General features: G+C 47.8%; 16 protein-coding genes. 8 read left to right on the forward strand and 8 right to left on the reverse strand.

Annotated elements, in window-relative coordinates; translation table 11 throughout:
* Positions 1-384: 384 nt before the first annotated feature.
* Complete coding sequence (locus ACKFKH_RS09725) at positions 385-1,788, reverse strand: aromatic ring-hydroxylating dioxygenase subunit alpha (protein ID WP_446858076.1); 1,404 nt, start codon at positions 1,786-1,788, stop codon at positions 385-387.
* A gap of 160 nt (positions 1,789-1,948) precedes the next feature.
* A complete protein-coding gene (locus ACKFKH_RS09730) occupies positions 1,949-3,130 on the reverse strand; it encodes an aminotransferase class V-fold PLP-dependent enzyme (RefSeq protein ID WP_446858077.1) in 1,182 nt (393 codons plus the stop codon).
* Between the two features lie 211 nt (positions 3,131-3,341).
* Here ACKFKH_RS09730 and ACKFKH_RS09735 point away from each other — a divergent pair, with 211 nt between their 5' ends.
* On the forward strand, positions 3,342-4,847 hold the full coding sequence (locus ACKFKH_RS09735; protein ID WP_446858078.1) for a TM0106 family RecB-like putative nuclease: 1,506 nt from the start codon (positions 3,342-3,344) through the stop codon (positions 4,845-4,847).
* Positions 4,848-5,884: 1,037 nt separating this feature from the next.
* Positions 5,885-6,085 carry a hypothetical protein gene (locus ACKFKH_RS09740; RefSeq protein WP_446858079.1) on the forward strand — a complete coding sequence of 67 codons (201 nt, stop codon included), beginning with the start codon at positions 5,885-5,887 and terminating at the stop codon, positions 6,083-6,085.
* A gap of 430 nt (positions 6,086-6,515) precedes the next feature.
* Here the strand turns inward: ACKFKH_RS09740 and ACKFKH_RS09745 are convergent, their stop codons facing one another.
* Positions 6,516-7,016 carry an N-acetyltransferase family protein gene (locus tag ACKFKH_RS09745; RefSeq protein WP_446858080.1) on the reverse strand — a complete coding sequence of 167 codons (501 nt, stop codon included), beginning with the start codon at positions 7,014-7,016 and terminating at the stop codon, positions 6,516-6,518.
* Positions 7,003-7,332: a divalent-cation tolerance protein CutA gene (cutA, locus tag ACKFKH_RS09750; RefSeq protein WP_446858081.1), complete on the reverse strand. Its 330-nt coding sequence runs from the start codon at positions 7,330-7,332 to the stop codon at positions 7,003-7,005. The genes ACKFKH_RS09745 and cutA overlap by 14 nt, the downstream gene beginning before the upstream one ends.
* 42 nt (positions 7,333-7,374) lie before the next feature.
* Here cutA and ACKFKH_RS09755 point away from each other — a divergent pair, with 42 nt between their 5' ends.
* The 3 genes from ACKFKH_RS09755 to ACKFKH_RS09765 all read left to right on the forward strand — a co-directional run bounded on the left by ACKFKH_RS09755 (position 7,375) and on the right by ACKFKH_RS09765 (position 9,663).
* Positions 7,375-8,055 carry a DUF2834 domain-containing protein gene (locus ACKFKH_RS09755; RefSeq protein ID WP_446858082.1) on the forward strand — a complete coding sequence of 227 codons (681 nt, stop codon included), beginning with the start codon at positions 7,375-7,377 and terminating at the stop codon, positions 8,053-8,055.
* 10 nt (positions 8,056-8,065) lie between these two features.
* Positions 8,066-8,794, forward strand: a complete 729-nt coding sequence (locus tag ACKFKH_RS09760; protein ID WP_446858083.1) for a 4'-phosphopantetheinyl transferase family protein — start codon at positions 8,066-8,068, stop codon at positions 8,792-8,794.
* Between the two features lie 74 nt (positions 8,795-8,868).
* Positions 8,869-9,663, forward strand: a complete 795-nt coding sequence (locus tag ACKFKH_RS09765; RefSeq protein ID WP_446858084.1) for a hypothetical protein — start codon at positions 8,869-8,871, stop codon at positions 9,661-9,663.
* A gap of 281 nt (positions 9,664-9,944) precedes the next feature.
* On the opposite strand, the gene ACKFKH_RS09770 is transcribed toward ACKFKH_RS09765, so the two are convergent.
* From ACKFKH_RS09770 to ACKFKH_RS09785, 4 genes are all read right to left on the reverse strand, one after another.
* The gene (locus tag ACKFKH_RS09770; RefSeq protein ID WP_446858085.1) at positions 9,945-10,346 is read right to left on the reverse strand and encodes a hypothetical protein; all 402 of its coding nucleotides are present in this window, start codon (positions 10,344-10,346) and stop codon (positions 9,945-9,947) included.
* Between the two features lie 215 nt (positions 10,347-10,561).
* On the reverse strand, positions 10,562-11,020 hold the full coding sequence (locus ACKFKH_RS09775; RefSeq protein WP_446858086.1) for a hypothetical protein: 459 nt from the start codon (positions 11,018-11,020) through the stop codon (positions 10,562-10,564).
* Positions 11,021-11,595: 575 nt separating this feature from the next.
* Entirely contained in the window at positions 11,596-11,970 is a 375-nt protein-coding gene (locus tag ACKFKH_RS09780) for a response regulator (protein WP_446858087.1), read from the reverse strand.
* A 202-nt stretch (positions 11,971-12,172) separates the two neighbouring features.
* Positions 12,173-15,205 (reverse strand): response regulator, encoded by a 3,033-nt coding sequence (locus ACKFKH_RS09785; RefSeq protein WP_446858088.1) that lies wholly within the window; start codon positions 15,203-15,205, stop codon positions 12,173-12,175.
* Between the two features lie 367 nt (positions 15,206-15,572).
* Between ACKFKH_RS09785 and ACKFKH_RS09790 the strand changes: the two genes are divergently transcribed.
* From ACKFKH_RS09790 to ACKFKH_RS09800, 3 genes are all read left to right on the forward strand, one after another.
* Complete coding sequence (locus ACKFKH_RS09790; RefSeq protein WP_446858089.1) at positions 15,573-16,577, forward strand: nucleoside hydrolase; 1,005 nt, start codon at positions 15,573-15,575, stop codon at positions 16,575-16,577.
* A gap of 615 nt (positions 16,578-17,192) precedes the next feature.
* A complete protein-coding gene (locus ACKFKH_RS09795; protein ID WP_446858090.1) occupies positions 17,193-19,016 on the forward strand; it encodes a response regulator in 1,824 nt (607 codons plus the stop codon).
* Between the two features lie 147 nt (positions 19,017-19,163).
* Entirely contained in the window at positions 19,164-21,155 is a 1,992-nt protein-coding gene (locus ACKFKH_RS09800; RefSeq protein WP_446858091.1) for a PAS domain-containing sensor histidine kinase, read from the forward strand.
* Positions 21,156-21,186: the final 31 nt, after the last annotated feature.

The following is a 21,186-nucleotide window of genomic DNA, read 5'->3' on the forward strand; positions in this document are numbered from 1 at the left end:
GGGATGAGAAGGGAACCTGGAAGCTTTCTTGACGTGAATTTCATGAAGTTCTTGCTGCGTTGTCTAGAGCTTCTGCCCCCTAAGCTGACGTGAATTCGATGAGAGTTTTTTCGCTTCGTTGTTCACGGCTTCTGCCCCCCAACCCCCCAATTTTGGGGGACTTTCAGAGAGGAATTCTGGTTCAAAGTCCCTCACTCGTGGGGGATTTAGGGGGCGTTCCTGGATCTAAAAGCGAAGCGAAGCGTTCATCGAACTGACGTTAAGCTGCCAAATTTGGAAACTTTAAGACAAGAGTTCTTGTTTAAAGTCCCTTACTCGTGGAGACTTGGGGAGCGACCCGACTCTGCAACCGGAGCGAAAACACTTCATCAAATTCCAGGTTTCCTATCGTTTTTCGGGGAGGTTTCGGGGCGGGGTTCTTCGGCCTTCGTAAAATCGCCGCTCTAATTTGCCCAATCCCAGCCAGATGGCTCCTGCGATTAGAGGAACGGGGATAGCGAGAATGGGCACTTGTTGATTGAGGGCGAGAATGGGAAGAATCGCCCAGGAAATGGCTCCCAAAATGGCAATGCTGAATCGAATTTTTTGGATATTAGCCAGCGCATTCCGACAACTGGCGCAGTGTTGAGTGTGGGAATGGTAGCGATCAAGCAGCTTCTCATCCGAAATTGGAGCCGACAACGCCACTTCAGGAAACGGATCAGCCTGAAATTGATTGACCCATTTGCGAAACTCTGACACAAAAGAATCGGCACGAGTCGGCAAATAAAAGGCCTTTGAGAAATTGGGGCCGCCGCCTTTTGCTGCTAGATAGCGTTCTTGATAGTGCAGAAAAATCTGATCGTCTTCCAAAATGTCGTTGTTGCTGAGATGAGAGTACCAGCGGGGAGTCAGCTTGATGAAAAAGGCAGGCACCTTGGAAGAGAATTTGAAGGGAAATCGGGCAAACACGCGACATTCCCCTTTGCGAATCGGGGTTGCGTAAACAACGGTCATCGTTCTGCCAAACTGCTTGGAGGTCAAATCGTGCCACATCAGCGAAGGAGCAATAAATAGGCTGTGTTGCTGCCCCAGTGTGCCTTTGCGCGGCCCGTCTGCCCAAAATCCCTTGAATCCTTGTTTACCCGATTCCAAAACATCCAATTCGACGGGGGAGGCGGTCGATCGATTCCCCACCGATTTGTGATGCGTAAACGGCACATGACTTGAATCCAGCACATTTTCGAGCAGCGTCAGCGCATCATAGGGCAAATCGCGAAAGGTATTGAGACAGACCCATTCATCGGGCGTTTCTTCGATCGCGTCGATGATCGGAATCTTGACCTGGGGCGCATTCTCTGGCTGACCGGGGTAGACAAACAGCAAGCCTTGATGCTCGGCCGTGGGCATTGAAGTGACGCAGGCCCGTTTTGACTGATGCGCCAGACTCCCTTCGGGCTGTTGAGGAATGCGATCGCACCCACCATCTCCCCGAAACGCCCACCCATGATATGGACATTCCAGCAGTCCATCAGCGGCAATGCGACCTTCTGAAAGCGGCGCGAGACGATGGGGACACTGATCCTCAAACGATCGCCAACAAGAGGCGTCTCGATCCCACCAGATCACTAAATCTTGACCCAACAGCGTAAATTTAGTTGGCTTGGTCTGATCAAGGTCAGCGACATAGTGAACGGGATACCAGGCTTCTTTACAGTCAAAGCGATCGGGGTCACTACCACCCGCCGCAAGCTCATAAGTTTTGTGGAACGGCTCATCTGGTTGAGCGGTGCGTGCTTCAGTCAGCATGGGAAACGATCGCCTTTTTTGGAAAAGATTGCTTTACACAGCTTAACAACTCCTCGTCACACCCGCAGAACTTGAAGCCTCGATCGAGGATGGCAAGGCAAACAAACGCATCTGAAGCCAGACCTCTGAATAATTTTTGCGCGGTGATTTCAAACACTTTCTAGAACGCCGCGATCGCACTTACCAACGCATCGATTTCTGTCTCAGTGGTGAAATAGTGAACGCAAGCTCGAACACAATTGGGATCAAGCAAGACTCGTAGAAAAAAGTGTTTGCTCTCTAAAAATTGCACCAGACGAACGTGTTCTCCACTCGCTAATTGAAAGGAGACTAGCCCAGATTGCGGCGGAGTCGATCGCAGACAGGTGACATTAGAAAGTTGCGTCAATCGCTGCCAAAGATAAGCACTGCGATCGCAAATCATGCCATATCGCTCCTCGGCGGTGCCGATCGTGTGATGAAAGGCGATCGCGGCTCTCAGTCCGGCATAGAGCGGAATCGCAGAAGTGGCAATTTCGTAACGGCGGCTGTCGGGTTGCCATCCGGTAGGCTGATTGTGAGCGTCGATCGTAATGCTGCGCCAGCCAATAAAGGTGGGATGCAAACTGTCACGCGCATCGGGTCTGACATACAATCCGCCCAGTCCGGCTGCTCCGCACCACCATTTGTGCCCCGTAAATGCGTAAAAATCGACTCCTGATTCGGTCAGATTTAACGGCAACATGCCGACCGATTGAGCCGCGTCCACCAAAATTCTGATTGGTTGGTTAAGTGAGTGCGATCGACAAGTCGCGACAATTTCACTCAAGGGCAAGACCTGTCCCGTGTTCCATAGAATGTGACTGAGCACGACGAGACGAGTGTTGGGGCGCAAGTGTTGAGCCATCACCGCCACTGGATCGCCTTGATTTAACGTCGCCATCATCGGGCAAACCGACACCTCGATCTGAAAGCGGCGCTGAAGTTCTTGAGTCGCTGCAATGATGCCTTGATGTTCGCAATCAGTGAGCAACAGATGGTCGCCCGCCTGCCAATCGAGACCCCACAGCGCGATATTGCAGCCCACAGAGACATCTTCGGTCAAGGCGATCGACTCCGCTGAAACTCCCAGTTCTGAAGCGATCGCTGCCCTTGTCAAATTGCCCTCCTGCACAATCCAGGAATTGACCGCACTAGAAAACGGCCCCGCCTGCTGAAAATGATCGTGGGCTTGCTGAATAGCGGCGATCGCTGGCTGCGGCATGGGGCCCTGTCCTCCGTAGTTAAAGTAGCCTTTGCCTTCCAAATATGGAAAGTGTTGGCGATGCTGGTTGAGTTGAGCCGTCATAGAAATGTTAACCATTCGATAGGTGGAACTTGCTTTAAACGGTTTGTCGCGATGTGGCTCAGGACTTCTACTTTCTAGATTTCCTGATCTGAACGACGTTGATCTTCAGCTTTCTCAAGTTGGTGAATTGAAATTAATTTTCTCTAACTCAAGTAATTCCTAAATTCAAGACGCAAAAGACAAATTTCTCTCAGCAGTCAGCCCGATTTCTTGTTAGTTTATAGGCATGTTGTTGACTGCCGATCTACTTCTCAATTATCAACGCTGTAGTCGTCGAGCTTACCTCGATTTGTATGGAGATCTCACCCAGCGAGATGCTCCCAATGACTATTTGCAAAAATTGTTGCAGGACAGCATCGCCAACCATCGAGAAATTTTGGCAGACCAGGCTTATCATCAGCCAACCCACACCGCTAGAGATTGGTCAACCGGGGCAAATGCGACTCTAGAACTGATGCAGCGAGGAGTCGATCGCATTTATCAGCCTGTTCTGATGAGCGAAGAAAATGGCGTAACGTTGATTAGCGTGCCTGATTTGTTAACGAGACAGCCCGGAGAGTCGGTCTTTGGCGATTGGGTATACGTGCCCACCGAAATCAAGTTGAGTAAGCGCCCCAAGCAAGAGTATCAAATCATTGTGGCGTTTCATGTGCGCGTTTTGGCGGCGGTGCAGGGAGCTTGGTCTGAGACGGCGTGGCTGATGTTGCGTGAGAAGGGGCTGTTTGAGGTGGATCTGTGGGAGTCGATTCCACGAATGGAATTGATTTTGCAAGAGTGCCTGACGACGCTGCAACAAAAGCAGGAACCTGAAGTTTTTATCTCGCGCAGTCGGTGTAGTCTGTGTCATTGGTATAACCAGTGTTATGAGATCGCCAAGTCTGACCAACATCTTTCGCTCTTGCCTGGGGTGACTCCGCCTCGCTATGCCCAGCTTCAAGCGCTCAATCTGACTTCTGTAGAGGCGTTGTCTAACATTCAGCCGAGCCAGTTGGAGCCGCTGCCCGGATTTGGGAGCGAAACGGCGAGAAAGTTAGTTCGTCAGGCTCAGTCATTTGTGCAAAATTGCGCGTTGCCGGGAGAAAGTAACGCTGACCCACCCGAAAGTACCAATGGTCATCGGTTTCTCAATGGTAAACGGGCTGCTCAGGAGATTCCGACGGCGGATGTAGAACTGTATTTTGATATCGAAGCTGAACCGTCGCTGAATTTAATTTATCTACATGGAATTTTGGTCGTCGATCGACAGAAAAAGACCGAAGTTTTCCATTCCCTACTCGCTGAGAAACCTGAAGACGAATTCAAAATTTGGCAAGAATTAATCGATTTGATGTGGGTGTATCCAACTGCGCCCATTTTTCATTTTTGCCCCTATGAAGTGCAGACGATGGGACGACTCGCCGAGCTTTATGAAACGCCGATCGACCGCATTCAGCCGCTACTTCCTCGCTTTATAGATTTGCACGATCGTATTACCAAATCCGTAACGCTGCCTGTCGAAAGCTATGCGCTCAAACATATTGCTCGCTGGCTGGGGTTTGACTGGCGAGATTCTAGCGCTAATGGGGCCCAATCGATTTATTGGTATGCACAATGGTTAGCGACGGGCGATCGTTCGTTTTTAAATTCAATCTTGGTCTACAACGAAGATGATTGTCGCGCGACTTATCACATCAAAGAGTGGCTCGTCGATTTTTTGCAACAACAACGGGAGCGATCGTCGGCTATTTCATAACTTTTAGAAAGGGTAGGTTTAGAGGATGTTTGAACAGTATCAAATCGTCTGGAGATCCCCCCCTAGCCCCCCTTAAAACAGGTAGGGTTGATTCGTTTTATTGAAAGGAAAAACGAAGAGCCGATCTTTTTGTTAGTTGCCGTAGATCTGTCGAAAAGGAAGAATCAGGAGGCAAATTTTAATCACCAGGAATACTGAGAAATCTAATGTTTTCTGAGTCGAATTCGATTTGCCCGGTGGAAGATACTTCAGTTCGCCTCGGATATTCAAACTCTCTTACGACTTATCAATTATTCCGGTGCGCCAATTGAGTTTGCTTCCCGTCGCATTTGATTCGCTCTGCATCGCATTTGATTCTTCCTGCGGAATATACAGAATTCCATCTCGTTTATTGAATTTGCTCTACGTCCGATGCGATTTTCCTGCGGGATTTACGGAAGAATGGCGATCGCATATCTCATACCCAATCAATTTTTAGGACAAAGGATATGTCACATTCAAGAACGAAGGCACTGGCAAACTGTAATTGTTGAGCTTGATTCGAGCCGCTATAATTAAGAAACTATCTTTTGTCTATAAGGGGTACACCACACCTTTCCGAGTTGATGGGACTAAGACGGCAGATTAACACGACTATCTTTCGATAGTCCGCTGTGTGGGCAATCGGGTTAATCCTTAGTCGCTGATCTCCACTGTTATCTTTCCTGCAAAGGGAGGGCAATGCCGGTTCACTTGATCCGGAGGAAGACAGTGTTAAAGGGAAGTAAGCTCAATGGCAACGGGCAGCGCAAATCAAACCAGTCACTTCAGTTTTTTTGCCAAAGACTAAAAGTGAGTATCAAGCGTCTAGATAAAACTTTTCGATCTTATTATCGAAGATTTAGATTGGTTATTAGACGTTTTTTACCCTTCTTACAGGCTATCGCTGCACTGATTGCAATCGCTAAGTCTCTAGGGTTCTTGTAACCTAATCTAAGTTCGTAAGGCAAGGGAGAGATGTTTCTCAATCTTGCTTTAATGTTAGTAGAGGAAAGACAATGTTAACGCTTGAGCAACTCGAAACTGCAATCCTCCAGCTTTCACCTAATGATTTTAATCAGCTTCTAGAGTGGTTCTTTGATTTGGATTATCAGCGTTGGGACGAGCAGCTTGAAAATGATATTGCTGCTGGCAAACTAGATAACTTAGCTGAAGAAGCAATAGCTGATTTTGAGGCAGGGCACTACCGAGCAGTTTGATGCATTTTACGACTCGTAGATTTGCTGAAGGCTGACTCATCCCATCCGTCGTTACATTTCAAAAAAGTCGGCAAGTATTGGTCAGTTCGAGCAGGGCGAGGTCATAGGGCATTGGGGATAGAAGTAGAGTGCGGCATTCTATGGTTTTGGATTGGCACACATGCAGAGTATGAAAGGCTAATTAAAAACCAGTAGCGACAGCATCTCAACACTGCGTTGGTGCAGACGGAACAGAGGTTATCGGTGAGAGTTTGAGGTTATCTGCCGCCGCACAACTTCACCGTTATGCTGAGTATGAAAAAGCAGAACTACAAGATACTCTCTCAACCAACCTTTAGAGCAAAGTTCAAAGGCCCTCAGAATGGGGATTTAGGGGGCAGAAGATCTGATCTGATCAACGAAGCAAAAAACTCATCGAATTCAGACCCAATTAAACGTCTGTCTTTACTCTTTTGCCGACGATCACTAAATCCTGTTCGCTCGTCTCAAATTTGGCAACTCCAGGCAAATAGCCCCACTGCTCAAAGCCATATTGCTCAAAGAGTTTGAGACTGGGTTGATTGCCTGCAAAGATGAAGCCCAACAGCGTCGTAATTTGAAGAGACGGACTAGCTTCGATCGCTCGCTCCAACAACGATCGCCCAATTCCTCGCCGCCGAAAATCAGGGGAGACATATAAACTCAATTCCACCGTTCCCTGATAAGCAGGTCTGCCGTAAAACGATTGGAAGCCAAGCCATCCTGCGATCGCGCCATCGATTTCCATGACCCAGAGCGGTCGATCTTTTGGGGTGTGAGACGCAAACCAGGCGAGACGACTTTCAACTGTGACAGGCTCAAAATCAGCGGTGACAATTCGGGTCGAAACTGTGGAATTGTAGATGGCAACGATCGCGGCCAAATCGCTCTCAACTGCATCACGAATTCCCATTGACTTGCTCCGAAATCCACTGCAAATAGTGACTAGACCCTGCCACGATCGGCACCGCAATAATCTCTGGCACCTCATACGAATGGAGTTCTCGAACTTTAGCTTCCAGTTCTGCAAATCGACTGCGATCGGACTTGATCAACAATTGCCATTCCTCATCCTTATGAATCTCGCCCTGCCACCGATAAACCGACTGCACCGGAAGCAACGTCACACAAGCCGCTAATCGAGTTTCGACCAAAGACTGAGCGATCGCCTCCCCTTCTTGCCGAGATGAAGCCGTCACCAACACCACACAGCATGTCTCTTCTGCCATACGCCTCTAAAATATAATCACTCTCTACTATCCACGATTGTCATGTTCAGAAAAGTTGCGCTCGTCCTACTTTGGATTGGATTTGTCAGTTATGCCTTTTTGTTGGCTCCGCCTGACCAACCCGATACGATCGACTTAATCAAAAATCTTTCCACGGGACAGGTTGAGGGCATCAATCCTTTGATTGTCGGACTGTTTAATATTATGGGTGTCTGGCCGCTGATTTATAGTTGTGTCCTGTTTTTAGATGGTCGAGGGCAAAAGATTCCCGCCTGGTTTTTTGGGTCTGCATCCTTTGGCGTAGGAGCGTTTGCGCTGTTGCCTTACTTATTTTTGCGTCAGCCTAGTCCCACTTTTTCAGGACAAAAGAATTGGTTTCTTAAGATTATGGATTCTCGCTTGACAGGCGCATTGATTGGATTGGGCGCGATCGCGCTCTTCACCTATGGCGTAACTCAAGGCGATTGGAGCGACTTTATTCAACAATGGAAAACCAGTCGATTTATTCATGTGATGAGTCTAGATTTTTGTTTGTTGTGCCTACTATTTCCGACGCTATTGGGCGATGATATGGCGCGACGAGGACTCACTGATCAAAGAATCTTTTGGGCAGTTTCGCTGGTGCCGTTGTTTGGGCCGATCGCTTATCTCGCACTGCGTCCCCCAACCATTGAACAAACAACAGAAGCGATAAGTCAGCAGCCTGTGGGCGCAAAGGGATGAGGGATGAGGGATGAGGGATGAAAAAATATGGGGTCTTCCGGTGGGTGAGGTGAAGTGTCCTGTGCAATCAGTGCATGTTTGGCGGGCCGATTTGGATGACTCACAGCAGTTTGAAGATTGGTTGAACCTATTGTCGTCGGATGAACACGATCGCGCCGATCGCTTTCGGTTTGCTCAACATCGGAGTCGCTTTATTGCAGGTCGAGGAATCTTACGATCGCTGCTCTCGCTCTATTTGCAAACTGACCCAAAATCACTGCAATTTACCTACGGACAACAGGGCAAACCGTCTTTAATAGACCATAATTTGCACTTCAATTTGGCTCATTCTCAAGGGTTGGCGCTTTATGCAATTTGCGATCGTCCAGTTGGGATTGATCTAGAACAAATTCGCATCGTTTCTGATCTACAATCTCTAACTCAGCGCTTCTTTTGTGCTAATGAACATCATTCGATTTCTGCTCTACCACTTCAACAACAACCCACTGCTTTCTTTCGTCACTGGACATGTAAAGAAGCCTACCTAAAAGCTACAGGAGAAGGATTGTCAAAGCTCAAGGGGTTAGAAATTTCATTAACGAATTCAGCCCATTTAATTCAAGTTCCAGAGGGAGCGATTCACAATTGGCAGCTAAAAGAATTGGCACCGGGCGAAGGATTTGTCGGGGCAGTGGTGACGATGGGCAAAAATCTGAGCGTCGATCGCTGGCAGTTCTTAACCAACAAAGTAAATCGCTGACGACGATCGCTTCAGTTAAAAATGAGTTCCTCCGATATACTTGCAGAGGTATTCACTCAAAGGAAAAAACACAGATGCAGCTATCAACGATGCCAGCGAATTCGAGTTTGACTACAATTAATGGTGAACCTGCGATTGCGATCGAGTTCATGCCCACAAGCTGGCAGCGCATTCAAACAGGCAACTGGATGACTGAACCGACGGTTTACACTGCACTGGCGCAGGTCTTCTTAGCCAAAAATCAACAGGGGCATTTTCTATTTGCAGAGCGTCCCGACACCTCATCTCTCAAAGATGCTTACATTGAAGGCAATCGGCTCTTAGCCTGGGAAGCCGTCTCTCACTTTGGAGCAGCGTTTCTTCCAGAAAACTACCCCGATTTGCAGCAGATTCGCAATGAGTTATTGGCTAGTAAGGTGCAGCAAGGAGAACGACTAGCCCTGGTGCAGATTGTCAGCGATTTGTTTGATGAACTTGGATATGATGTGCCTGCTACCTTTTATTGGACGTTTCTAAACCCGTTGCAGCGATTAGATTTGTTTGAAGTGCGATCGTTTCGTTTTAGTGAACAAGATCTTGGCGTTGCCCGCAAATTTGACGCAATTCTCCACGGTGGTTATGTGTCTCCCTTTCGGCGCTTGATTGATAGTGTATCCAGTCGCTATGGCTACTATCTAGAACATGAGTGCGGCTGCGAAAATCATTTGGCAAAACTCAAGCCCTGCGATTCTCCGTTTGAATACAGTATTCCAGAAGCGATGCGTCAAAAAACGTTGCGGGCCTTCTTTTGGAGCGTAATGGAAGAGTATATGCTGTTTGAGTTGCGATCGGCGACTCGACTGGTTTATGCAGATAACTTGACACTCTAAAGCGATCGTTCTAACAAAAATGGGTAGTTGATAAAAGGCGTTGACAATCACCAATTAATCCCTACCCAAAACATATCACTTTAACGTGAATTCGATGGGAGTTTTTCGCTTCGTTCTTCAGCGCTTCTGCCCCCCAACCCCCCAATCTGGGGGACTATTAGAGACTATTCTTCGTTCAAAGTCCCTCGCTCGTGGGGGATTTGGGGGGCTGCCCGGATTTGTAACGGCAGCGAAGGATTTCATCGAATTCACGTCACTTTACTAGAACTCTATATTGAAGGTTATGTAGCCAGGACGTTCACATCTCCAGCGTCTTTGTAGACTCGCCAGCAATCACCATTGCGATGAAGTAGTGATCCTTTATCTGTCACACAAATTGCAACCGAAGCGTTTTCACTCGGCCCTCTAAACAAGGTTGCTTTGTCTCGATCGTAGCCTTTGAGTTGATGTTGGCTACAGGTCACTCTTTCTTCAACCACAATAAAAGACTTCCCGATCGCTTGACATTCTATTTGAATGCTCAAAAGTCTAGTTTTGATTTCTCCTAAGCAATCATCAGGTGATAACGTTTGGGCAGACAGAAGTGCTGCATTAATCTTCTGCCCTACGATTCGTTTAACTTGCTCTCGCTGCTTCTCAAGGGGAACGTTGATTAATTTCTCGGTGTATTTAGATACAGTCATGGCTCATATCTCAGGACAACATCAAAGTGGTAATGCCCCTGATGTGTCGATCAGATGTCGCTCATCGGCAAAGGGAGTGCTCTAATGAGGTAATGCACAATGCACAACACAGATGAGATACATTGCACCTCCAAAAACAGGAACTAGCGCTAAAGATTGCAGCGATCGTGTACGTAGTTTGGTCATGCAAATTTCCTTCTTATTAGGGTGAACGATCAAGGTCGAACCGTAATCGGAAACTTCATCTCAAACGGGTTAAAGCTGCCATCTTTTGATTTCCCAGATAACACCACTACATAAGCACCCGGCTTAGGAAACGTAATGTTCGTGCGAATTGCCCGATGTCCTTTTTGATGTCCTGCCATTTCTATTGTTGAGAGCGGCAGGCGATCGGTCATCCAAGTTGGTTTGCTGCCCTGCTTTCCAGTTGCATAGGCAGTCACTTGACAATCACAGGTGGCCGGAGAAATCATCGCTCCGCCGCGTCGAGTCAGCATAAACCACGTCATAGTGGACTTCCCAGCGTAGGGTGAGTCGTCGGGTTCGAGGTGAATCATGGCTCCAACGCTGTTAGGTGCGGCCTTTTGTTGATGAGCCTCCAGCGGTAACAGCCATAAGGGTGCCAGCGTGACCCCGAGCACTGTAGCAAGACAAATCGATGGAATTTTACGCATGGTCAACTTTCCCCTTAAACAATTGAGATAAGACGGTTGAACTGTATTTCGATAAGCCAGCGTCACACGGTTAGCGTGCGAATGTCAGATAGGATGCTGCGATCGACGTTATAGCCTTGACCAAAAATAGATAAGCTTAGAGCCGCCTACAAGGTTTTTGGCATTGCTAAATCCAGAGATGAATCTTGAGAGTGAAAGTCAGAGAGTCCTCCAGAATTGGGGGGGTTGGAGGGCAATTTAGACCATCGCTCAACAACGCCGATTTGCCATAGTTAGGATCTCAAGCGTGCTCAACCGATAAACAGCGGTCTACTAACACCAAAACCGAGTTTGGAGAAGATTTCAGCAGGTAAATTCTTACTGTGTGGACGGGATGATGCCAACCCTTGTATCACTACACCGTTAGACTTGAGGAATCGCCAATCTGCACACCTAAACCACCACAAGGGTAGATGCGATTTCTAACCAGTGTTTTCTTAACCTGCTCAGGTTACAACGGATGTACTTTTAGCGATGACGATCGGTAGTCAGTTTCAAAACTGTCTTTCCTATCGACAATTGTTTATAAAAAGGACTTAAAGATTCCAGCCTAGCGTAGCGGCGATTTGGTTGGCCAGCTCTAATGGCTCAAAGGGTTTGGCGAGCGCCGCCTTGATTCCCAGTTGCAGATAGCGCTCACGATCAGACGATTGCACTTTCGCCGTCAACAGGAGAACTGGAATCTTTTGAGTCAATGCATTCTTCTGAAGATTTTGAAACGTGGTCAGCCCATCCATATCAGGCATCATCACATCTAACAAAATTGCGTCAGGCTGTTCGGCTTCTGCTTTGTTGATGCCTTCCATGCCAGAACTGGCCGTCAAAACCTCCCAACCTGCGATCGTCTCTAGACAGATTTGAGTGACTTCTTGAATGTACTGTTCGTTATCGATGACTAAGATTCGCTTCATAAAATTAAATTGCTCGACAAATCTTTTAGAGAGACCTGGGTTTAATGTGAATGCAATCAAGTTTTTTCGCTTCACTGTCCAGACCTTCTGCCCCAACTCTCTTATTCTGAAGCACTTTAAGACAAGATTTTCGGGGGGCTGTCTAGATTGATAAGCAGAAAGATTTCATTCAACTCACCTGGATTGATGGACTGGTTTGATCTTAAAGAGATCGCTGCTGAAGTCGATCGTACTTCCGCAAAGGCAACGTGAAGGAAAACCTGCTGCCCTCGCCCAACACACTCTCAACCCAGATTTCTCCGCCATGCTGCTGCACAATGCTCCGACAAATCGCCAGCCCCAATCCCGTCCCCTCACAATTGCGAGAATCTGAAGAATCGACCTGCTGAAATCGCTCAAAAATACAGCCCAGCTTGTCGATCGGAATGCCCCGTCCCTGATCTTTAATTTGCAGCAAAACTGCCCCCTGATTTAGTGTCATCGTCAGCCACACCGTAGAGTGAGGAGGCGAAAATTTAATAGCATTGCTAAAAAGATTCGTGAGTGTTTGCACAATGCGATCGCGATCCACCCAAATTTCTACATTCAGCGTAGAAGCTTTGAGGGTGACATTGGCTTTTAGCGCGATCGGCTGCATCACATCCACCGCTTCGTGAATCAGGTCAGCTAGATTGCAGGATTGCCGATTCATTTTGACTGTGCCCGACTCAATTCGCTCAATGTCGAGAATGTCATTAATCAAGCGAACCAAGCGATCGGTGCTATCTACTGCAATTTGCAGCAAGCGCTTTCCTGCGTCGGAGTCGGCTTTGAGCAGTCCACTGGCCAACATTCCTAGCGATCCGTGAATGGAAGTGAGCGGCGTTCGCAGTTCGTGGCTGACGATCGAGACAAATTCGTCTTTCATGCGCTCGATTTGTTTGCGATCGGTAATGTCGCGCAAAATCACCGTAAACACCGTCTCGCCCGCCAGCATGAGTTTTGAGATCGAAGCCTCCGCCGGAAAATCGCTGCCATTTTTGCGACGGCCATAAATTTCGCGACGATCGCCCATGCGTCGAGCCTCTTCAGGAGAACGAGCAAACTCTTGAACGTGCCGCCGATGAATTTCTGCAAACCGAATTGGAAGTAACCGATCGAGCGGCTCCCCCATAATTTCATTTGCGCTGTAGCCAAACATCTTCTCGGCTCCCTGGTTAAAAAGGGTGATTTGCTGCTGGGCATCAATGGCAATGATCGCATCATCCGCAATGTCTAAAATGCCTGCTAGTCTGGCTTGAGAGATTTGTGAAGCGGCTTGAATGCGTTGACGATCGTCGAGTTCTGATTGAAGGTTCTGATTAAATTCGCGTAGTTTGGTTTGCTCGATCGAGGTTTCTTGAGCGTGTGAGTGGTGTTCTTGTTGAGACGTACTTTTATGAATCTTTGCCATTCGCTGAAGCATTTTTTTGCGTTCTAGACGATTGACAACTCGCGTGACTAATTCTGCTCCCACGATCGGTTTGCTGACAAAATCATCGGCTCCGATCGCAAACACTTGATTCACGATGGCAGCGTCCGTATGAGCGGTGAGAAAAACGATCGGTAGCTCACTCCAGCGTGCATCATCTCGCACGACTTGACATAGGTCAACCCCACTCACATGAGGCATTTCGATATCGAGAATCAGCAGATCAGGCGAGACCGTTTCTAGCATTTTCCAAAACTGCCGCGCATCGTTGAGCGGAGTCACATTCAAGCCCCACGGCTCTAACAGAGATTTCACCACCGCCAAAACTTTGGGATCATCATCCACCGCTAAAATTTTGGTGTCTGCTGCGTCGATTTGTTTGAGAACCTGCGTCACCGTTGCCCACACTTCGGGCACAATAATCGGCTTAGAGAGAAAGGTTTGCCGACCCTGACGAGCCATTTGCAACCGATAGCTCAAATCAGTTTGTGCCGAAAACACAATAACCGGAACCGGAGGATTTCGTCGATGCAACTCCGTCAAAAAACTCAAACTATCTTCGGCATTCCCCACAGTTGGATCAAATAAAACAACGCTGGGATGATCGTGATAGAGAATTTTTTTAGCCAGCGTCAAATCAGGCGCGATCGCAGTTCTCAATTCCCAATTTACAGCATCTTGAATCAGGCGTTCGGTTAGATCTTGATCGCGATCGATCACCAAAACCAATGGCTGTAGTGTCGAAGAGGAGGTCGAGGAGGGAGTCGAAAACGCTGCGATTTCTTGACGGAGTGCCCACACCCAGGTCTGCAAATTCGTCGCCTGCTCTAGCACGCTCAAGTCGCCATCCAGACAGGTCTCTATCTGCCGCGCTAACGTCGATCCTTCTGGAATGCCAAACATGCCTAAAGCACCCGCCAGAGAATGAGCATCTTGTTTTGCCTGCGATCGCTCCTCTTGGCTCAGACGGCTTTGAAGTGCGGCCTCTGCTGCCTTTCCTAGACGCGAAACCTGTTGCTCAACTCGCCCCTGAAATCGCTGCCACACGCCTGCAATCTTCTCGATCGTTTGCTGTCGAATAGATTCTGCTGCCGCTTCGTTTTTTTGTTCGTTCAGGGGTTTCAGTCGATAGCCAATTCCATACACGGTTTCGATCAAATCCCCGGTTGCGCCTACACTTTTTAGCTTTTGTCGCAGTCCTTTAATGTGAGTCCTGACCGCCTCTTCTCCGGGCATTTCGTCATAGGCCCAGAGATGTTCGAGAATCATGCCGCAGCTAAAAACCCGCCGACTATTGCGTAAAAATAGTTCCAGCATTGCGTATTCTTTGGGCGTGAGCGTCAGCAATTTTGTTTGATACCTGACTTCACAACTGATCGGGTCAAGCCGCAACTGATCCCATTCCAACACGGGCTGAGAAACGGTGCTTCCTCGACGCAACAGCGCCCGAATTCGCGCCACCAACTCCTCGGCATCAAAGGGTTTTACCACATAGTCATCCGCTCCCGCATCCAGCCCGATCGCTTTGTCGTGACTGTTATCTTGAGCCGTCAGCAACAAAATCGGCATTGACAATCCTCGCGATCGCATCTGCCGACAGAGGCTAATCCCATCGAGTTTTGGCAGTTGCACATCCAGGAGAATCAGGTCATAGTCAAACGTTTCGATCAAATTCCAGCCAGCTTGCCCGTCGATCGCGGTTTCAACTGCATAGTTTTGACGAGTCAAAATCGTGGTCAGCACCTGAAGAATTTGTTCGTCATCCTCAACAACTAAAATTCGCATGGGGAATTCGCACAGTCCGATTCTCTTGATCTTAGAAGTGATTTTTATATGTATTGGGGAATTGGTTACAAATATCTACTACTTTGAGGGATGAGGGAGGAAAGAAGAAGGGGTGAGGGATGAGGGATGAGGGATGAGGGATGAGGGATGACTTTGAACTGTAGGAGAACTTACCAGAAATCTTAGTTTTAACTTCTCCAGAATTGGCAGCTTGGGGGGCAGAAGATCTCAACACCGCAGCGAAAAAACTTCCATCGAATTGATGTTGTTTTAGGGTTAGTGAATTGCAAACAGTGGTAAATGAACTGATTCAAAAGTTTCTGAAAAGCATTCGTTAAATTATTTTATTGAATGGAAGCCATTAATTATGAATTCTTGCGCTAGTATTCCTAAAATTATTCTTGATACCGATCCAGGTGGCGATGATATCTTTGCTTTTTTATGGCTACAAAGCTTGACCAGAAAGGGATTTGCTGAAATTATTGCAGTCACCACAACAGCGGGTAACGTCTCTGCTCAAAAGACCTTCTCTAGTGCCTGTCAGATTTTGGAACTGAACGGATTTTCTCACATCGAAGTAGGGCGAGCGGCGTTAGACAGCCAATCGATCGGAGATGCGACTCATATTCATGGAAGTGACGGCATGGGCAATCTGTCGAGTACACTTCCTCGTCCCACTCGTGATTATGAGACGGCTCGTAAGGCTGACGATTTGCTAATCGAAAAGCTGACTGCTCAACCTGGAGAGATTACGCTGGTGGCGATCGGCCCCCTGACCAACCTGGCCGCCGCCGAGAAAAAGAGTCCTGGTATTCTGCAAAAAGCCAAAGAAATCGTGATCATGGGCGGCGCATTTTTTTGTCCGGGTAATGTCACGCCTCACGCAGAATTTAACCTCTGGTTTGATCCTCAAGCCGCCGCTGTCGTTTTGGATAGTCGATCGGATCTAGTCATCTTGCCGCTGGATATCACTCGCAATCTGATTTTTACAAGAGAAATGGCCGCAGCGATCGTTCAAACAAATCCAAACACAAATCCAAACAGCCCTCTCGCAAAACTGATCGTCAACCTCTGTGAATTTATGATCAAAACAGCACTGAGCTACCGAGAAACTAATGGAATTTCTGGGTTTTTAGTTCATGATGCAGCCACACTGAGTTATTTGTTTTACCCCGAAACTTTGAGGTTACAGCGCGCAAAAGTATGGGTAGAAACCAAGGGCGAATGGACTCGCGGACAAACCACGATCGACCTGCGACACAATGCCAAACAACCTGCAAACGCCTGGGTCGCCCTACAAGTGGATCAAACCAAGTTTTTTATGAGCTTTGTTGAAGATTTGAAGAGACTCTGGACGTTTTCCCAAGAGTAAGAGATATTTGGGGAAACCAAAAATTGCATACAAACGATCGCTGTATCCAGTATCCAACGATGATTAATCTCAGAGGATGCTTGAAAAGTATCAAATCGTTAGGAGATCCCCCCTAGCCCCCCTTAAAAAAGCTGCCGTGTACACACACGTTGATCGATCGGTCATTGCTGAGATCCTTCGCCCCCTAAATCCCCCCAAAATGGGGAACTTTGAGCCGTCGTCATGACTTTGAACTTTGGAAATCTTTCCTTTGTCAAAGTCACCCAGCATGGGGAATTTAGGGGGCTGAAGCCGCCTGAAACGAAGCGATAACGACTTGTGTGTACACAGCAGCTTAAAAAAGGGGAACAATCCGTCAAAGTCCCTTTTGAAGGGGGATTTGGGGGATCGAAACTCTGAAACGTTAGAAGAAACACTTTTCAAACATCCTCTTAGATCAGAGGCAGCTTTTGAGAATCTTGACCCTTGTTCAAATATTCTTCTAAGCTTAGTAAATGTTGTTTTTGGCTAAAGAAGACCCAATAAAGTTTCATTTAATAAACAAACATTCAAAAGATTAGATAATTAGTGAGTTTGAGTCATGTTGAAATTGCACGTTTGTCCGATCGTTGAACCATGAAAATCCTTTTAGTAGAGGACGACGAGGAAATGGGTGTATTGCTGTCTGAGTCACTAGCAGCCCATCACTACACCGTTGACCTCGCCTCTGATGGACAATTGGCTCTAGACTTTGCCAACCAGTGGGAATATGACCTGATCTTGCTAGATCTGCTGATTCCCAAACTCGATGGCATTCAATTTTGTCGGCAACTGCGATCGCAAGGCCACCAAACTCCAATTCTGCTACAAACTGCAAAAGACGATCGCGCTCACATTGTCGCTGGGCTAGACGCGGGAGCGGATGACTACCTGATCAAGCCTTACCATTTAGACGAGATGCTGGCCAGAGTGCGGGCGTTGTTGCGTCGAGGGAGAACGGCGATCGCATCTCCCGTTTTGACCTGGGGCGCACTGCGGCTTGATCCCAGTTCTGCTCAAGTGACCTATGGCGATCGTCCCGTTTCGCTCACGCCCAAAGAGTACAGTCTGCTCGAATTGTTTTTGCGAAATCCTCAACGAGCTTTTAGTCGCAGTGCCATTATCGATCAACTGTGGTCAATTGATGCTACGCCTAGCGAAGGGGCAGTAACCAATCTAATTAAAGATCTGCGCCAAAAACTAAAAACGGCGGGTATGACAATCGATCTGTTAGAAACAGTCTACGGTCTCGGCTATCGGGTCAGAAAAGATGAAAAAGACAAGACCCAAGAATCTGTTACTGCGCCCTCTGATCAAACTGCTCGCGGTGCCAAATCCCTGAAAAAGGTTAATCAAGTTTTAGAACAGTACAAAGATACATTTATTGAACAGCTTACCGTTTTAGAACAGGCAGAATCGACGCTGCGATCGCGTCCCCTCACCCTTCAACAGCAGCAAATTGCCCGACAAGAAGCCCACAAATTAGCAGGCGGACTGGGCACGTTTGGTTACCCTCAAGGGTCAGACCTGGCCCAGGTAATCGAGCAGTTGCTTCAACAAAAAACGCTTTCATCTACCGAAATTGCTCAACTCGCTCAAAAGATTGCTCAAATCAAACAACAACTAACTCAATCCCCTGCGACAACACTGTTAGAAACATCTGTTAGAACTCAAGTGATCGTGATTGATCACACCGAAGATCTCATTCGAGAATTACAAATAGGAATGTCAGTCTGGGGAATTCAAATCACAGTCGTCACAGCGCGGTCGCAGGATCAACAGCGCATTCTCGACGCTTCTCCAGATGTAATCTTGCTCAATCTCAACCTGCCTGAAGTGAATAGTAAAACGCTTCTGCAAGACTTAAAAGTACAGTTTCCGACGATTCCGATTTTGGTATTTGCAACACAAGACAGCCTCGACGATCGGGTGGCCGTGGCTCGATTGGGGGCGCAAGGCTTTTTGTGTCAACCGACGGCCAAACAGATTTTTGAAGCGATCGAGCAGGCGTTGCCCGCGCAGTCTGTTACCGCTAGAGTCATGGTTGTAGATGACGATGCCACGATGTTAGAGCTTTTTAGAACGCTACTACAGCCGTGGGGGTTTCAAATTATCAGTTTGCAAGATCCCCAACAGTTTTGGCAGGTGTTGACGACAACCGCTCCTGATTTGCTGATTCTCGATTTGGAGATGCCTACGTTTAGCGGGGTTGATTTGTGTCAGGTGGTGCGCCAAGATGCCGTATGGGGAGACTTACCGATTTTGGTGGTGACGGCTCATCGCGAGATTGAATCTATTCAAAAGGTGTTTGCTGCGGGAGCCGATGATTTTATCTGTAAACCGATCGTTGGCCCCGAACTGGTCACTCGTGTCATCAGCCGCATCGATCGTCATCCCAGAAGAGATAAAAGCAGAGAATAGAACTGAACTAATAGAACTGGACTAATATTGTGAACTAATATTAAAATTATTGTTAATCAATAGCGGACAAACAAAAATAGACTGCTCCAGTTACAAATGAGTTAACGCTAGAACTCACTGAACTAAATCACTCTAATGGCAACGCGAATGCAAACAGCTTTTCGGAACTTATCCATTAGCGAACAACAACTGCAACAAATTCTAGAAGCGTTGCCGATCGGGGTTTCTGTCCATTTACCCGATGGGTCAATTTTCTATATCAACTCAACGGGAGAAAGCATTCTAGGCAGACAGATTGTTCCGGGGGTGACGGCTCAATTTTTATCCACTGCCTACGAACTCTATCGGGGTGATCACCTCTATCCGACCGCCGAACTTCCTGCCCTCCGCGCCCTCACAGGTGAGTTTGTAGTCATCGACGACCTGGAACTCCATCAACCTGGTGGCAAGATCATTCCTTTGGAAGTGCGATCGATCCCCATTTTTGACGATCAAGGGACGGTAATTTGCTCGGTCAATACGTTTCAAGACATCACGCAACGCAAAGCAGTCGAGGCGGTTTTGGCTGGCTACAATCGAGCGTTAGAAACTCAAGTGAGCGATCGCACGATCGAGCTTGCCCAACTCAACGATCAACTGTCTCAAGAAATTCTCGACCACCAACAAACCGAACAAATCCTGCGCCAAGAACGAGACTTTAGCAATACGTTGATTCAGACTTCGCCCGCCTTTTATGTTGCGATCGATGCCGCAGGCAAAACGCTGCTGATGAATGAGCAGATGCTCAAAGCGCTGGGCTACCAGGTTGAGGAGGTGATCGGCACTGACTACCTGACGACGTTTATTCCTGAAAGCGATCGCGCCAAGCTGGGTCAGATCTTTGATCAACAGGTCAATCTCAAACAAAGTACCGTCAGCGAAAACTACGTCCGAACCAAGTCTGGCGATCTGCTGTTGGTCGAGTGGCGAGGAACTCCCGTTCTCAAGGCAGACGGCAGCTTAAATTTTTTCTTTGGTCTTGGCATCGACATCACAGAACGCAAACGAGCCGAAGAGATTTTGCGGGAAAGTGAAGAACGGTTTCGTAGTGCTTTTGACGACGCGGGGATTGGCATGTCCTTGACCTCGATAACTGGGCAATTTCTCAAAGTCAACCGTTCTCTTTGCAAACTACTAGACTACTCAGAAGTGGAACTGTTGGAGCTACGCTTTCAAGACATCACTCACCCTGATGACCTGGATGCAGACCTGTCTCTACTCGATCGCATGTTGGCCGGAGAAGGAGGCAATTTCGCCATCGAAAAACGCTACCTCAACAAGCGCGGCGAGTCGATTTGGGTATTAGTCACGGTTTCTGCAATCCGAGATTCGCAAGATGAGCCACTTTATTGCATTTGTCAGGTGCAAGATATTCGAGAGCGGCGAGAAGTCGATCGCTTAAAAGATGAATTTATTTCGATCGTCAGCCACGAATTGAGAACGCCTTTGACAGCCATTCGCGGATCTCTGGGACTGATGGCCACAGGCATCTATGACGACAAACCCGACAAAGCAAAACGCATGATCGAAATCGCTCTGGCTGACAGCGATCGCCTGTCTCGTCTGGTCAATGATATTCTCGATTTAGAACGATTGGACTCTGGCAAAGTCGAGCTTGTGATGGAAGTGTGCGATGTGTTTGACTTGATGCTGAGAGCCGTTGAGGGAGTGCAGGCGATCGCTGAGTCAGCTTCTATTACGCTTTGTGCTACGCCGCTTTTGGCTCAAGTTTGGGCGGCTCCCGATGCGATTCTGCAAACCCTGACCAACCTTCTCAGCAACGCGATCAAATTCTCCCCTGCTAATGGCACCGTCTGGCTCAACGCTGAAAAGCTTCTCTCTGAGGCTCAAAGTCCAGCTATCCGCTTTGAAGTGATCGATCAGGGACGGGGCATTCCGATCGACAAACTAGAAATGATCTTCGATCGGTTTCAGCAGGTTGATCTCTCAGACTCGCGGCAAAAAGGCGGCACTGGTCTGGGGTTGTCGATTTGTCGCAGCATTGTCGAGCAACATGGTGGCAAAATTTGGGCAGAAAGTTCGCTTAATCCCCCAACTGGCAGCCGCTTTTATTTCACATTGTCTATTCCAAGCCTATAGCTATCCTGTTTGAGTTATGAGAAGTCGATCG

It is taken from the genome of Phormidesmis sp. 146-20 (assembly GCF_052939475.1).